Raw genomic sequence first — 12,202 nt, forward strand, 5'->3', positions numbered from 1 at the left:
TCCTGCCAGTATGAGATAAAGTCCGGCGATGAGCAATACGGCGCATAACGCAAAAACCGATCCCCCCAAGGTGCTGCAATACCTGAGCAGCAATCTGCGCGGCTACCGCCAACGGGCGGGCCTGAGCCAGATGGCGCTGGCCGAGCTTTCCGGCGTCAGCCGCCGCATGCTGGCGGGCATCGAGGCCGGCGATCGCAACGTCAGCCTGGCGGTGCTCGACAAGATCGCCGCCGCCCTGGCGATTTCTTTCACCGATCTGATCCAGGCGCCGGAAGCGCGCGGCAGCCATCTGGTGGGCGAGTTGGCCTGGCAAGGCGCGCAGCCGGGCAGCCAGGCGCTGTTCGCCGCCAGCGTGCCGGCGCGGCAACGGGCCGAGCTGTGGGAATGGACGCTGATGCCGGGCGAGCGCTATGACTCTGCCCCGGACGCCGAAGGCTGGAGCGAAATGATCTACGTGATTGCCGGTACCCTGACGCTGGAGCTGGAACAAGGCACGCTGACGCTCAGCGCCGGCGCCGCACAAACCTTCAACAGCGATCAACGCTACGCTTACGCCAACCACGGCGACCTGCCCCTGCGCTTTATCCGCAACGTCGCCTTCTGACTGCCCGCCGCCCCGCGCCGGCACACTGGCGGCGAACAGCGGCTGGCGCACAAGCTGCGGCGCTTGCCCTGAATCCGCCATCCAACAAAACCAAGTTCGTCATTCGCTTCTATGCTTATCAAGGGTTTTTGTTAATCATCTGAGCGGGAGTACGGAACATGACGAAAGTGTTGGTGCTTTATTACTCAATGTACGGCCATATCGAAAGCCTGGCGCAGGCGGTGGCCGAAGGCGCGAATCGGGTTAACGGCGTGGACGTGACGATTAAACGCGTGCCGGAAACCATGACGCCGGAGGCCTTCGCCAAAGCCGGAGGCAAACAACATCAACAGGCGCCGGTCGCCACCCCGCAAGAGCTGGCGGACTATGACGGCATTATCTTCGGCACGCCGACCCGCTTCGGCAATATGGCCGGGCAGATGCGCACCTTCCTCGATCAGACCGGCGGTCTGTGGGCTTCCGGCGCGCTGTACGGCAAGGTAGGCAGCGTCTTCTCCTCCACCGGCACCGGCGGTGGCCAGGAACACACCATCAGTTCCACCTGGACCACGCTGGCGCACCACGGTTTCATCATCGTGCCGATCGGCTATGCGACGCCGGAGCTGTTTGACGTTTCGCAGGTACGCGGCGGCACCCCGTATGGCGCCACCACCATCGCCGGCGCCGACGGCTCGCGGCAGCCGAGCAACGAAGAGCTGACCATTGCCCGCTATCAGGGCGAGCACGTGGCAAAAATCACCGCCAAGCTGAAAAGTTAAGCCCCCTCCTGCGCCTGTGATTCAAAGGGCCGCGCATTCGCACGGCCCCATCTTGTTGCCGACCCGCCGCAAGGTTAGAATGCCCCTCCCCCGGCCATTCAGCGTCTGAAGGCCAGGCCCGAATTCGTTCTGCCCGTCGCTCATCCGCTTTCAGCCCGAGGACGGGCGTTCTGTTTTTTGCGCACAGCGAAGGGAATAAGTCAGTGTCTAAAGATTTTGATGAACTAATAAGAGACATGGATCTTATTATTGAAAATGTAGACAGCTTCAAGGCTCTGGCTCCGCACGCGCCCGAGACGGCTCCGGCCCCGCCGCCGCCGGTTCATCACTACGACTCGTTCTGCGAGAACATCGCGCTGAAAGTGGTCTTGAAGGTGCTGCTGTCTTCGGTGGACAAAATAGTCAAAGTGCAGATCGCCAACAAGGTCGAGCAGGAGATCGCCCAGATTGAACAGCAGGTGGTGCGCGCCGGCGGCGGCCCGGTGTCGCCGGACGATCTGGCGCAGATAACGCACTATGTGCGCCGTACGGTCAACAACCTGCTGGAATAACGCCCCGCCATACTTATTAGGCGATATGAATTTTTACGTTATTTTTATATCGCCTGCTTTATGCTTGATACACTTCAATAAATTGACGCATTGTCGGCAGGCATTCCGAGCAACAGTATGGTCAGAACCAAACAGATCCTGGTCGTTATTCATCTTTGCAGCTTTTTGGTCCTTCTTTACAGCCTTTCAATGATCCCGCCCCTGCTGATGGGGCTGTTGTATAAAGAAAAAAGCGCCTTCTCATTTTTCTATACCCTGGTGGTGGCCGCCACGCTCGGCGGATTGGGCTGGTTCAGCACCCGGCAGTCGAAAGTGCAGCTGCGCACCCAGGACGGTTTTCTGATCATCGTGATGTTTTGGCTGCTGTTTTCCGCGATCAGCGCCCTGCCGCTGTGGCTGGATGACACGCTGAACGTCCGGCTGGTCGACGCGATGTTTGAGGGGGTCTCCGGCATCACCACCACCGGCGCCTCGGTGCTGAATGACGTCTCGAACGTGCCCAAATCGTTCCTCTATTACCGTTCCCAGCTCAATTTTATCGGCGGCCTCGGGGTTATCGTGTTGGCCGTGGCCGTGCTGCCGCTGCTGGGCATCGGCGGCGCCAAACTTTACCAGTCGGAAATGCCCGGCCCGTTCAAGGAGGAACGCCTGACGCCACGCCTGGCCGATACCTCGAAAAACCTGTGGTTGATCTACCTTGGGCTGGGGTTGGCCTGTACCGTCGCCTTTCGTCTGGCGGGCATGCCGTGGTTCGATGCGCTGTGCCACGGCATTTCCACCGTGTCGCTCGGCGGATTTTCCACCCGTAACGAAAGCCTGGGGTACTACGACAGTTCGGCGGTGGAAATGGTCGGCGGCATTTTCTCTATTCTGGCGGCGGTGAACTTCACGCTCTATTTCATTGCCGTCGGCCGTCGCAGCCTGAAACCGCTGTACCGCAGCCCCGAGCTGCGCTTTTTCCTGTTGATTCTGGCCATCGTCGTGGCGATCGTGTGTATCGAGCTGTACCGCTCGGGCATGTACGGCGTCAAAGACGCCTTCGTGCACGGCTTTTTCCTCACCAGTTCGATGATGACCGACAACGGTCTGGCCATCGCCGATTACACCCGGATCCCGTCCCACACCATCATGCTGCTGCTGACGGCGAGTTTCTTCGGCGGCTGCGTCGGCTCCACCTGCGGCGGCATTAAAGCGCTGCGCTTTCTGATCATGTACAAACAAAGCCGGCTCGAGATCAACCAGCTGGTGCATCCCAACGCCATGTACACCATCAAGGTCGGCAATGCGCCGATCCAGGATCGGACGCTGCGCTCCGTCTGGAGCTTCTTCTTCCTTTACGTGCTGTTCACCTGTCTGTTTATCTGGCTGCTGAACTTGATGGGCTATGATCTGGTCACCGCTTTCGCCACCGTCGCCGCCTGCATCAATAATATGGGGCTGGGGTACGGAGAAACCGCCGCCGGTTTCGGCACGCTGAACGACGCGGCGAAATGGCTGATGTGCGCCGCCATGCTGCTCGGCCGCCTCGAGATCTATCCGATGTTGATCCTCTGTTCACGCGCGTTTTGGCGTTTTTGATAGTCCGAGCGGCGTACAGGGCGCCGTTCCGCTCTGTCAACGCCGACACATTCACAACATGAATGTGTTGCATTGTTGTATTCGTTTCACTGCGATAAGTTTAATTCACTGTAAATATATACAGTATTTTTTAACTTATTGAGGATATGAATATGCGTTTTAACAACAAGATGTTGGCCCTGGCCGCCCTGCTGTTCGCCGCGCAGGCGTCGGCCGACACGCTCGAATCCATCGACAACTGCGCGGTCGGCTGCCCGACCGGCGGCAGCAGCAACGTATCGATCGTGCGTCACGCTTATACGTTGAACAACAACAGCACCACCAAGTTCGCCAACTGGGTGGCCTATCACATCACCAAAGACACGCCGGCCAGCGGCAAGACGCGCAACTGGAAAACCGATCCGGCGCTCAACCCGGCGGACACTTTGGCGCCCGCCGATTACACCGGCGCCAATGCGGCGTTGAAGGTCGATCGCGGTCATCAGGCGCCGCTGGCCTCGCTGGCGGGCGTTTCCGACTGGGAGTCGCTGAACTACCTGTCCAACATCACGCCGCAAAAGTCCGATCTGAACCAGGGCGCCTGGGCGCGGCTGGAAGATCAGGAACGCAAGCTGATCGATCGCGCCGATATCTCCTCGGTCTATACCGTGACCGGGCCGCTGTATGAGCGCGATATGGGCAAACTGCCGGGCACCCAGAAAGCGCACACCATCCCCAGCGCCTACTGGAAAGTGATTTTCATCAACAACAGCCCGGCGGTGAACCACTATGCCGCTTTCCTGTTCGATCAGAACACGCCGAAGGGTGCCGATTTTTGCCAATTCCGCGTGACGGTGGACGAGATCGAGAAACGCACCGGTCTGATCATCTGGGCCGGTCTGCCGGACGACGTACAGGCTTCGCTGAAGAGCAAGCCCGGCATCCTGCCGGAATTGATGGGCTGCAAAAACTGACGAAAAAACCCGCCGCGGCGGGTTTATTTTTCATACGGGCGCCGGCGGTTTATTCCGTCAGCGCCTTTTGCGCCGCGGCCAGTTCACGCTGCCGGGGCGACGCCACCGCGTGATCGCGCGCCAGCAGCGTATACACCGTCGGCAACACAAACAGGGTGAACAGCGTGCCCACCAGCATGCCGGATACGATCACCAGCCCCAGGCCGAAGCGGCTGGCGGCGCCGGCGCCGCTGGCGAACAGCAGCGGAATCAAGCCGAACACCATCGCCCCGGTGGTCATCAACACCGGCCGCAGGCGAATTTGCGCCGCCTGCAAAATCGCGGCGCGCCGCGTCAGCCCCTGATGCATCTGCAACTCGTTGGCGAACTCCACCATCAAAATGCCGTGCTTGCTGATCAGCCCGATCAGGGTCACCAGCCCGACCTGGGTATAGATGTTCATCGTGGCGTAGCCCAGCGCCAGCGGCAGCAAGGCGCCGCAGATCGACAGCGGCACGGTGATGAGGATGATCAGCGGATCTTTCAGGCTCTCGTACTGCGCCGCCAGCACCAGATAGATGATCACCAACGCCGCCAGGAACGCGAATGCCAGCGCGCTGCCTTCCTGGGTATATTGGCGCGAATCCCCCTGCCAGTCGTGGCTAAACTCGGCCGGCAGCGCATTGGCCTGCCGTTCGAGGAAGGCCACCGCTTCGCCCATCGAAACGCCGGGCGCGGGAATGGCCTGCAGGGTGGCGGCGTTCTGCTGGTTGAACTGGGTCAGCTTGTTTGGCTCGACCTTAACGGCCACCGACACCACGGTGGAGAGCGGCACCAGCGTATTGTCCTGCGTGCGGACGTACTGTCGCGCCAGCGCCTGCGGCGTCAGCCGCTGTTCGCGCAGGCTCTGCGGGATCACGTCATAGGCGCGGCCGTCCATGCCGAAGCGGTTGAGGTAGTTTTCCCCCACCAGCACCGCCAGCGATTCGCCGATGTCGCTCATGCGGATCCCCAGACTGTTGGCCTTGGCGCGATCGATATGCACCTCCGCCAGCGGGTTGTTGTAGTCCAGATCGCTGTCCACCACCATAAACAGGCCGCTGTTTCTGGCGTTCTGCTTCACCTCTTCCAGGGTGCGATACAGCTGCGGGTAGTCCTGCGGCGTGCGCAGCACCATCTGCACCGGCAGCCCGCCAGTGGAGCCCGGTAAAGCGGGCAGTTGGAAGGCGAAAATGCTGGTGCCTTCGACGTCGTTCACCGCCCGCTGCAGATCGGCCTGCACCGCCGACGCCGAGCGCTGGCGCGCCTGCCACAGCGTCAGGTTGATGCCGCCGATGCCGGACGCCGTGCCGTCGCTGCCGTTGATGATCCAGCGGCTTTCGGTTTCCGGCATGCGGTTGTAAACCTCGTCCAGCTTGTAGGCAAAGCGTTCGACATAGTTCAGATTGGCGTGCTGCGGTGCCTTGATGGCGGTCAGTACGATGGCCTGATCCTCGGTCGGCGCCAGCTCGCGCTGCGGCATCAGGTACAATAGCGGCAGGCTGATCATCACCAGCAACGCCAGCGCGCCGGTCAACCAACGGTGGTGCAGCGAAAAATCCAGCGCGCGCGCATAGCGCCGCGTCAGACCGCCGAAGAACCACTCGGCGGCGTGCGCCACGCGCCCTTCGCTCTGTTTGGCCGGCAGCAGGAGCGAGCTCATCACCGGCGACAGCGTCAGCGCCACCACGCCGGACACCACTACCGCCCCGGCCAGCGTCAACGCAAACTCGCGAAACAGCGCGCCGGTCAGCCCGCCCATCAGGCCGATCGGCGCATAGACCGCCGCCAGCGTCAGGGTCATGGCGATCACCGGCCCCGCCACCTCGCGCGCGCCGATCATCGCCGCCGCCAGCGGCGTTTTCCCCTCTTCGATATGACGATGCACGTTCTCCACCACCACGATGGCGTCGTCCACCACCAGGCCGATCGCCAGGACCATCGCCAACAGCGTCAGCAAATTGACGCTGAAGCCGAAGGCCAACATCAGCCCGGCAGCGCCAAGGATCGACAGCGGAATGGTCACCACCGGGATCAACACGGTGCGCAGCGACCCCAGACACAGGTAGATCACCGCCACCACGATCACCAGCGCTTCAAGCAGGGTATGCACCACTTCATCGATCGAGGCCTGAATAAAGCGCGCGGTTTCGAACGCCAGCGCCATCTTCACGCCCGGCGGCTGCATCTTGTCGATCGCCGGCATCAGGTGACGAATGCCGTCGACGATCACCAGCGGGTTGCCGGTCGGCGTAGGGAAGACGCCGAGGAACACCGCCGGTTCGCCATCCATCAGGGCGCTGGTTTCCGTGGCCGCGGCGCCCAGCTCCACGGTGCCGACGTCTTTTAAACGCACCAGGCCATTGCCGTCGTTGCGCACCACCAGATTGCGAAATTCCTCAACGCTGGTGAGATCGGTATTCACCCGCACGTTGGCAACCACATACTGCCCTTTCACCTTGCCCGGCGCCGCCTGGTAGTTGTTGCGCCGCACCGCGTCGGCCACGTCGGCGGCAGTCAGGCCGCGGCCGGCCAGCCGATCGCTGTCCAGCCACAGGCGCATCGCCATTTTTTGCCCGCCGAACACTTCCACCTTGGCGACGCCGTCGATGGTGGTGAACATCGGCTCCACCACCCGCGTCAGGTATTCGCTCAGCGCCGGCGTGGACAGCGTTTTACTGGAAAAGCCGACATAGGCCACGGCGGTGGCCTCACCGGCAGAGCGCTCAATCACCGGATCGTAAGCCTGCTCCGGCAGCTTGTAGCGCACCTGATTGACCTTGGCCATCACTTCGGTCAGCGCCTGGGTGGAGTCGCGGTTCAGCGCCATGCGCACCGTCACCACGCTGCGCCCCTGCACCGAAGAGGAAGAAAGGTAGTCAACGCCCTCGACGGAGGACACCGCCTGGGCGATCGGCTGCGTGACAAAGCCCTGCATCAGCTCGGACGACGCGCCGGGATAGTCGGTGCTGATGGTGATGGTCGAGTTTTCCAGCAGCGGGTATTGGCGGATCGGCAACTTGCTGAGCGCCAGCGCGCCGAACAGCAGGATCAGGGTGCTGACCACCAGCGCCAGCACCGGCCGGCGCACGAACAGATCGGTAAATGTCATCGGTCTCTCCTCAGGAACCGGCCTGGGCGGCGTTCAGGGTATCCTGCGCCACCGGCTCGGCCGCCATGCCGTCGCTCAGCTTGAGCTGGCCCGAAGTCACCACCCGATCGCCTTCCTGCAGGCCATTGACGATCTCGACGCGCCCGTCGTTGCGCTCACCCACGGTGACCGAAACGCGCTTGACCGTCATGCCCTTTTCACCCTGCTGGGCCAGAAACACGGTATCGCCGTAGGCCGTGTAGGTCAGCGCCGTTTCCGGCACCGTCAGCACCGCCACGCGCTGCTGCTGCGTGACGCGAATGCCGGCGTACATGCCGGCCTTCAGCAATCCCTCACGGTTGGTCAACGTCGCCTGCACCTGCACGGTGCGGGATTTGCCGATCATCGGGTCGATAGCGGTAATGACGGCGGGGAAAGCGCGATCGGGATACGCCCCAACCTGCACCGACACCGCCTGGCCTGGCGCCAACCCGGCGCTGCTTTGTTCGTCCAGCGAAAAGTTGACGCGCAGCGTATCGGCGTCCACCAGGTTCGCCACCGCCTCGGCGGCGTTAAGATATTGCCCTTCATGCACGCGGCGAATGCCGATGACGCCGGAAAACGGCGCGCGGATCGCCTTCTGCGCAATTTTGGCCTGCGTTTCCCGCACCGCGCCAAGCGCCATATCCCGCTCGGCCAGCGCATCGTCCAACTGTTGCCGCGCAGTGGCGTTGAGGTTCATCAGTTTTCGCATGCGCCCCAGCAGCAGATCGGCGTTGCGCAATTGCGCCTGCAGACGCACCAGCTCAGCCTGTTCGACCGCATCGTTGAGCTGCACCAGCAACTGCCCCTGCCGCACCGTTTGGCCGGATTCAAACAGGATGCGCGTGATGCGGCCGCTGGTTTCCGCCGCCACCTCCACCTGGCTGGCCGCCTCCAGCTCGCCCACGCCGGCGTAGCTGCGCGCCGTCTGTTCACGCAGTGCGGGCGCCAGCGCCACTTTCACCGGCGGATAGGCCGGCGCGCCTTCGCTTTGCCGCGCGGTGGAACGCATCGCTACCGCAGCGACGACGAGTACCGCCAGCAGCGCCGCGATAATGAGATATCGTTTCATCATGCAACCTCACGCGTGTTGGCCAGACGTTGACGCAAACGGCTGGCGATGGCCGTCACCCACAGCCCGCCGATCACCGTGATGTGTTCCAGCGCGAAGTAGAGAGAAATCTGCATATTGGGAGCGGACATATTCCAGAAGGTGTGGACGATCGCGATAGTCAGGATCAGAAACACCGACAGCATGCCGGCGCCCAGCCACACCCACCGGTTCAGCAGGATCAATACCGAACCTGTCAGCAGCACCGCCGCCGACGCCAGGTTGAACAGCCAGGCCGGATGCAAACCGGCGGCGCGCATCTCCGCCAGGCTCCCTTCGATGTCGAACAGCTTGGCGAGCCCCGACGAGATGAAAATCACCATCAAGCACAGACGTGCGAGCAGCCAAAGCCAATAACTGTCCAGAGCGGTGTTGATAAAGCGTTGCATAACGGTTTCTTCCTGATTTTACAGCCAAAGCCATCCTTCTCCCCAATAAGACGGGGGCAGGTCTCGAGAGATGCCGGTTGCCAAGCCCGGCAGGCTGAACTATAAAACCTCAGGTTAACTTGAGGTCAAGTTGAGGAAGATAAAATGGCAAGAAATGAACCGATTGACGCCAATCGGCTATTGACCGTCGGGGAAGTGGCGAAACGCAGCGGCGTGGCGATATCCGCGCTGCACTTCTACGAGAGTAAAGGGCTGATTCAGGCGACGCGCAACGCCGGCAATCAGCGGCGTTATCCGTCGGTGGTATTGCGCTATATCGCGGTGATCAAGATCGCACAGCGCGCGGGCATTCCGCTGGAAGAGATCCGCGCCGCGCTGAGCCGTTTCCCCATCGGCAGCAAGCTGACCTCAGAACAATGGGGAGTGCTGTCCTCCGCCTGGCGCAAAACGCTGGATGAGCGTATTCAACGGCTGACGGTGCTGCGCGACCATCTCGATAGCTGCATCGGCTGCGGCTGCCTGTCTCTCGCCGACTGCCCGCTGCGCAACCCGAACGATATATTGGGCCGGCAAGGGGCCGGCGCGCATATTTTCGAACACCCGGATGGGCAGTGACAGGCGGCTAGGCAACCGGCATCATCGAGAGGCGGCGATTGGCTTCGGCGAATACCGCGACGCTGTGATCGATAAACGCCCGCACCGGCGGCAACAGGCCTTTGCCGCTGGTGAACACCAGATGAACAATGCTGCTCGGCGCACGCCACTGCGGCAGCAGACGCAGCAGTTGACCCGTTCGCAATTCGTTGGCACACAAATGGATCGGCAAAAACGCGACGCCCATCCCGGCAATCGCCGCACTATGCAACGTGCTGTAATCCCCGCAACACAGCCGGGGGACGTGTACGAAAGTACGTTGATTGCCTGCATTATCCTCAAACTCCCATCGATCGCGATCCAGCCACTCCCCCATCGACAACGTCGGCAAGCTGGCCAGCTGTTCGAACGACTGCGGCAAGCTGCCGGCTTTCTCCACCAGCTGCGCGCCGGCGACCAAAATGCGTTGCCGTACGCCAAGATCGCGTTTAATCAATGATTGATCCTGGTCGAAATGACTCGTAATGCGAAACGCCACATCGATCTTTTCGTTGATCAGATCCACATGGCGCTCATGGATCAACAGTTGTACGCGCACGTCCGGGTAACGCGCCATAAACCCCAACAGCAGATGGGAATTATAATACTGCATCAAACCGGGTGGCGAACTGATGCGCAGGCAGCCGCTCACTTCGTCGCGCGCACGGGCGACAATGGCATCGGTCGCCTCCAACCGCTCGATAATCGCCTCACACTGCCGATACACATCGCGGCCAATATCCGTGACGCGGAAACTGCGCGTCGAACGTTCGATTAACCGCGCACCGTAACTCGCCTCCAGACGAGCCACGCGTTTGCTGAGTTTGGATTTGGCTTCGCCGCTCGCCCGCTCGGCTGCGGCGAAACCACCATGTCGCACCACCAAAGCAAACAGTTGAAGATCGTTCAAATCCTGCATGCCCCCCTCCTTATCGTTTCCAGTTTGGAAACGATGCATTACGCTTTCAGGCACTACCGCGCCGGCACCCCGCTGCTTATCCTTTAGCATAACGAAACAAAAACATTCAACCATAGCAAATAACAAGCGTATTACGCTTGGGGAGAACATCATGAAGAACGTCATGTTGAAAACGATGCTGCTAGGCGCTTTTGTCTTTTCAGGCGCAACAGTCGCGGCAACGCAAATCAATAATCAACAGGCGGACGCCCTGACGCCGCGCCAGGTGATTACCGTTAGCGGTGCCGCGAATCTGAGCGATGCGGAAAAGATGTTGGCAGACAAAACCGCCAAGACTGGTGCCCGTTACTACAAAATCATCGCGATCGTAGGCAATAACAAGTTGCACGCCAGCGCAATGACTTATCAATAACCAACCCCGGCAGCGGCAGCTGCCGGTTTTTTTGCATCAACCTATTCATCAGGGATAAATAATGTTCAGCGTGGCCGAGGTGTTGATTTCACCCTGCGTCACGCCATCGCGCTGATAAGGATAATAATAAGCGCCCATGCCGATGATGAAGTGACTGTTCAGGCTGCCGCCGCCGGCGACGTGAAACAGTGAGGTGGCGCTGCCGCGATCGACATTGGAGGGCGACACCACCACCGGCGAGCTCGGCATATCGCGTTTGACCAGGCGCAGCCCCACCCCTTGCGCGCCGCCCGCGTTGGCATTGGTCAGCACGCTGGCGTCGGAGGCCAGCAGGTTATTACTGGACAGGAACATCTCGACGGCGCGATCGGCAATGCCTTCCTGCTGCATGTTCTGACAGCTGATGTTCAGCGAGAACGGCGTGTAGCCGGGTTGGTTGTTATTCAGCACCTGCGCCACGCCCATTTTGGGCAATCTGACCGTCAGGCCAGCGTTGTCGAAACGGCAGGTGGTGGTTTTCGGCGCGTACCTCACCGTCATCGGTTGACCGTACATATCACGATCGTCATAAGGCCATTTTCGAAAACCACTCGCGATCCACGACAGAAGTTTACCCAACATTTTGAACGGCCAGCCCAGGATCTCTCCCAATGACATACCGCTCATATCACTGACGAACAGCACGTCTTCAAACGGATAGCTATCGCCATTAACCCACAGCCCGTCTTTGGGTTTTTGCACCAGCGAAAACCGCACCGTCATCATCGTATTCAGTTCGCTGGCCAAATGGCTTCCCGCCCCTCTTAACGTAATATTCTTGATGTCATTGGTGATTTCCGCGCGTATCCACTGCTTTCCGTCATTGAAACCGATATAGGTGGCATATTTATCTTTCGGTGACAACACCGGCGTATAGGAAAATTCGAATTTGCTGCCTGAACAGCGGAAAGTCCCGCTGTATTGGGTAGACGCCTGATATTCCCAGACCGGGTTAGCGGCACTCAGTTTGTCAGAAAGATCGACAAATAGCGCAGGGGCGTACTCAATGCCCCGACCATAGCAGGAAGCATAGCTATAGCCGCTGAACAGCCCGGACAGCAGCAGCAAAAAAATCAGCCTGATCATAGGTTCGGTTATCCTGTA

At 60.4% G+C, this 12,202-nt stretch carries 12 protein-coding genes; 7 read left to right on the forward strand and 5 right to left on the reverse strand.

Annotation, left to right across the window (positions count from 1 at the left end):
- Positions 1-28: 28 nt before the first annotated feature.
- The 5 genes from ACJ8HB_RS02110 (at position 29) to ACJ8HB_RS02130 (ending at position 4,444) form a co-directional block, all read left to right on the forward strand.
- On the forward strand, positions 29-604 hold the full coding sequence (locus tag ACJ8HB_RS02110) for a helix-turn-helix domain-containing protein (RefSeq protein WP_047568150.1): 576 nt from the start codon (positions 29-31) through the stop codon (positions 602-604).
- A 158-nt stretch (positions 605-762) separates the two neighbouring features.
- Positions 763-1,362: an NAD(P)H:quinone oxidoreductase gene (gene wrbA / locus ACJ8HB_RS02115; protein ID WP_033637924.1), complete on the forward strand. Its 600-nt coding sequence runs from the start codon at positions 763-765 to the stop codon at positions 1,360-1,362.
- Between the two features lie 236 nt (positions 1,363-1,598).
- Positions 1,599-1,913, forward strand: a complete 315-nt coding sequence (locus ACJ8HB_RS02120) for a hypothetical protein (protein ID WP_047568153.1) — start codon at positions 1,599-1,601, stop codon at positions 1,911-1,913.
- A 117-nt stretch (positions 1,914-2,030) separates the two neighbouring features.
- Positions 2,031-3,491 (forward strand): TrkH family potassium uptake protein, encoded by a 1,461-nt coding sequence (locus tag ACJ8HB_RS02125; protein ID WP_039566664.1) that lies wholly within the window; start codon positions 2,031-2,033, stop codon positions 3,489-3,491.
- Between the two features lie 152 nt (positions 3,492-3,643).
- A complete protein-coding gene (locus ACJ8HB_RS02130; RefSeq protein ID WP_047571650.1) occupies positions 3,644-4,444 on the forward strand; it encodes a DNA/RNA non-specific endonuclease in 801 nt (266 codons plus the stop codon).
- 49 nt (positions 4,445-4,493) lie between these two features.
- Here the strand turns inward: ACJ8HB_RS02130 and ACJ8HB_RS02135 are convergent, their stop codons facing one another.
- The 3 genes from ACJ8HB_RS02135 to ACJ8HB_RS02145 are packed head-to-tail and all read right to left on the reverse strand — an operon-like array spanning position 4,494 to position 9,095.
- Positions 4,494-7,574: a MexW/MexI family multidrug efflux RND transporter permease subunit gene (locus ACJ8HB_RS02135; protein WP_047568155.1), complete on the reverse strand. Its 3,081-nt coding sequence runs from the start codon at positions 7,572-7,574 to the stop codon at positions 4,494-4,496.
- Between the two features lie 10 nt (positions 7,575-7,584).
- Positions 7,585-8,670, reverse strand: a complete 1,086-nt coding sequence (locus ACJ8HB_RS02140) for an efflux RND transporter periplasmic adaptor subunit (protein WP_047568157.1) — start codon at positions 8,668-8,670, stop codon at positions 7,585-7,587.
- Positions 8,667-9,095 carry a DoxX family protein gene (locus tag ACJ8HB_RS02145; RefSeq protein WP_047568159.1) on the reverse strand — a complete coding sequence of 143 codons (429 nt, stop codon included), beginning with the start codon at positions 9,093-9,095 and terminating at the stop codon, positions 8,667-8,669. The genes ACJ8HB_RS02140 and ACJ8HB_RS02145 overlap by 4 nt, the downstream gene beginning before the upstream one ends.
- Positions 9,096-9,239: 144 nt before the next feature.
- Between ACJ8HB_RS02145 and soxR the strand changes: the two genes are divergently transcribed.
- A complete protein-coding gene (soxR, locus tag ACJ8HB_RS02150) occupies positions 9,240-9,710 on the forward strand; it encodes a redox-sensitive transcriptional activator SoxR (protein ID WP_033637918.1) in 471 nt (156 codons plus the stop codon).
- A 7-nt stretch (positions 9,711-9,717) separates the two neighbouring features.
- Here the strand turns inward: soxR and ACJ8HB_RS02155 are convergent, their stop codons facing one another.
- Complete coding sequence (locus tag ACJ8HB_RS02155; protein ID WP_047568161.1) at positions 9,718-10,647, reverse strand: LysR substrate-binding domain-containing protein; 930 nt, start codon at positions 10,645-10,647, stop codon at positions 9,718-9,720.
- Positions 10,648-10,798: 151 nt separating this feature from the next.
- Between ACJ8HB_RS02155 and ACJ8HB_RS02160 the strand changes: the two genes are divergently transcribed.
- Positions 10,799-11,059, forward strand: coding sequence for a DUF1471 domain-containing protein (locus ACJ8HB_RS02160; protein ID WP_047568164.1), 261 nt, complete (start codon positions 10,799-10,801; stop codon positions 11,057-11,059).
- A gap of 48 nt (positions 11,060-11,107) precedes the next feature.
- On the opposite strand, the gene ACJ8HB_RS02165 is transcribed toward ACJ8HB_RS02160, so the two are convergent.
- Positions 11,108-12,184, reverse strand: a complete 1,077-nt coding sequence (locus ACJ8HB_RS02165; RefSeq protein WP_047568167.1) for a fimbrial protein — start codon at positions 12,182-12,184, stop codon at positions 11,108-11,110.
- Positions 12,185-12,202 lie beyond the last annotated feature (18 nt).

The organism is Serratia sp. CY27727 (assembly GCF_052169275.1).
GTDB classification, from domain to species: domain Bacteria; phylum Pseudomonadota; class Gammaproteobacteria; order Enterobacterales; family Enterobacteriaceae; genus Serratia; species Serratia sarumanii.

Coding starts and splice junctions, on each gene's coding strand:
- ACJ8HB_RS02160 (WP_047568164.1), top strand. CDS start 10,799: ATGAAGAACGTCATGTTGAAAACGATGCTGCTAGGCGCTTTTGTCTTT.
- ACJ8HB_RS02140 (WP_047568157.1), bottom strand. CDS start 8,670: ATGATGAAACGATATCTCATTATCGCGGCGCTGCTGGCGGTACTCGTC.
- ACJ8HB_RS02145 (WP_047568159.1), bottom strand. CDS start 9,095: ATGCAACGCTTTATCAACACCGCTCTGGACAGTTATTGGCTTTGGCTG.
- ACJ8HB_RS02155 (WP_047568161.1), bottom strand. CDS start 10,647: ATGCAGGATTTGAACGATCTTCAACTGTTTGCTTTGGTGGTGCGACAT.
- soxR (WP_033637918.1), top strand. CDS start 9,240: ATGGCAAGAAATGAACCGATTGACGCCAATCGGCTATTGACCGTCGGG.
- ACJ8HB_RS02120 (WP_047568153.1), top strand. CDS start 1,599: ATGGATCTTATTATTGAAAATGTAGACAGCTTCAAGGCTCTGGCTCCG.
- ACJ8HB_RS02125 (WP_039566664.1), top strand. CDS start 2,031: ATGGTCAGAACCAAACAGATCCTGGTCGTTATTCATCTTTGCAGCTTT.
- ACJ8HB_RS02130 (WP_047571650.1), top strand. CDS start 3,644: ATGCGTTTTAACAACAAGATGTTGGCCCTGGCCGCCCTGCTGTTCGCC.
- ACJ8HB_RS02135 (WP_047568155.1), bottom strand. CDS start 7,574: ATGACATTTACCGATCTGTTCGTGCGCCGGCCGGTGCTGGCGCTGGTG.
- ACJ8HB_RS02110 (WP_047568150.1), top strand. CDS start 29: ATGAGCAATACGGCGCATAACGCAAAAACCGATCCCCCCAAGGTGCTG.
- wrbA (WP_033637924.1), top strand. CDS start 763: ATGACGAAAGTGTTGGTGCTTTATTACTCAATGTACGGCCATATCGAA.
- ACJ8HB_RS02165 (WP_047568167.1), bottom strand. CDS start 12,184: ATGATCAGGCTGATTTTTTTGCTGCTGCTGTCCGGGCTGTTCAGCGGC.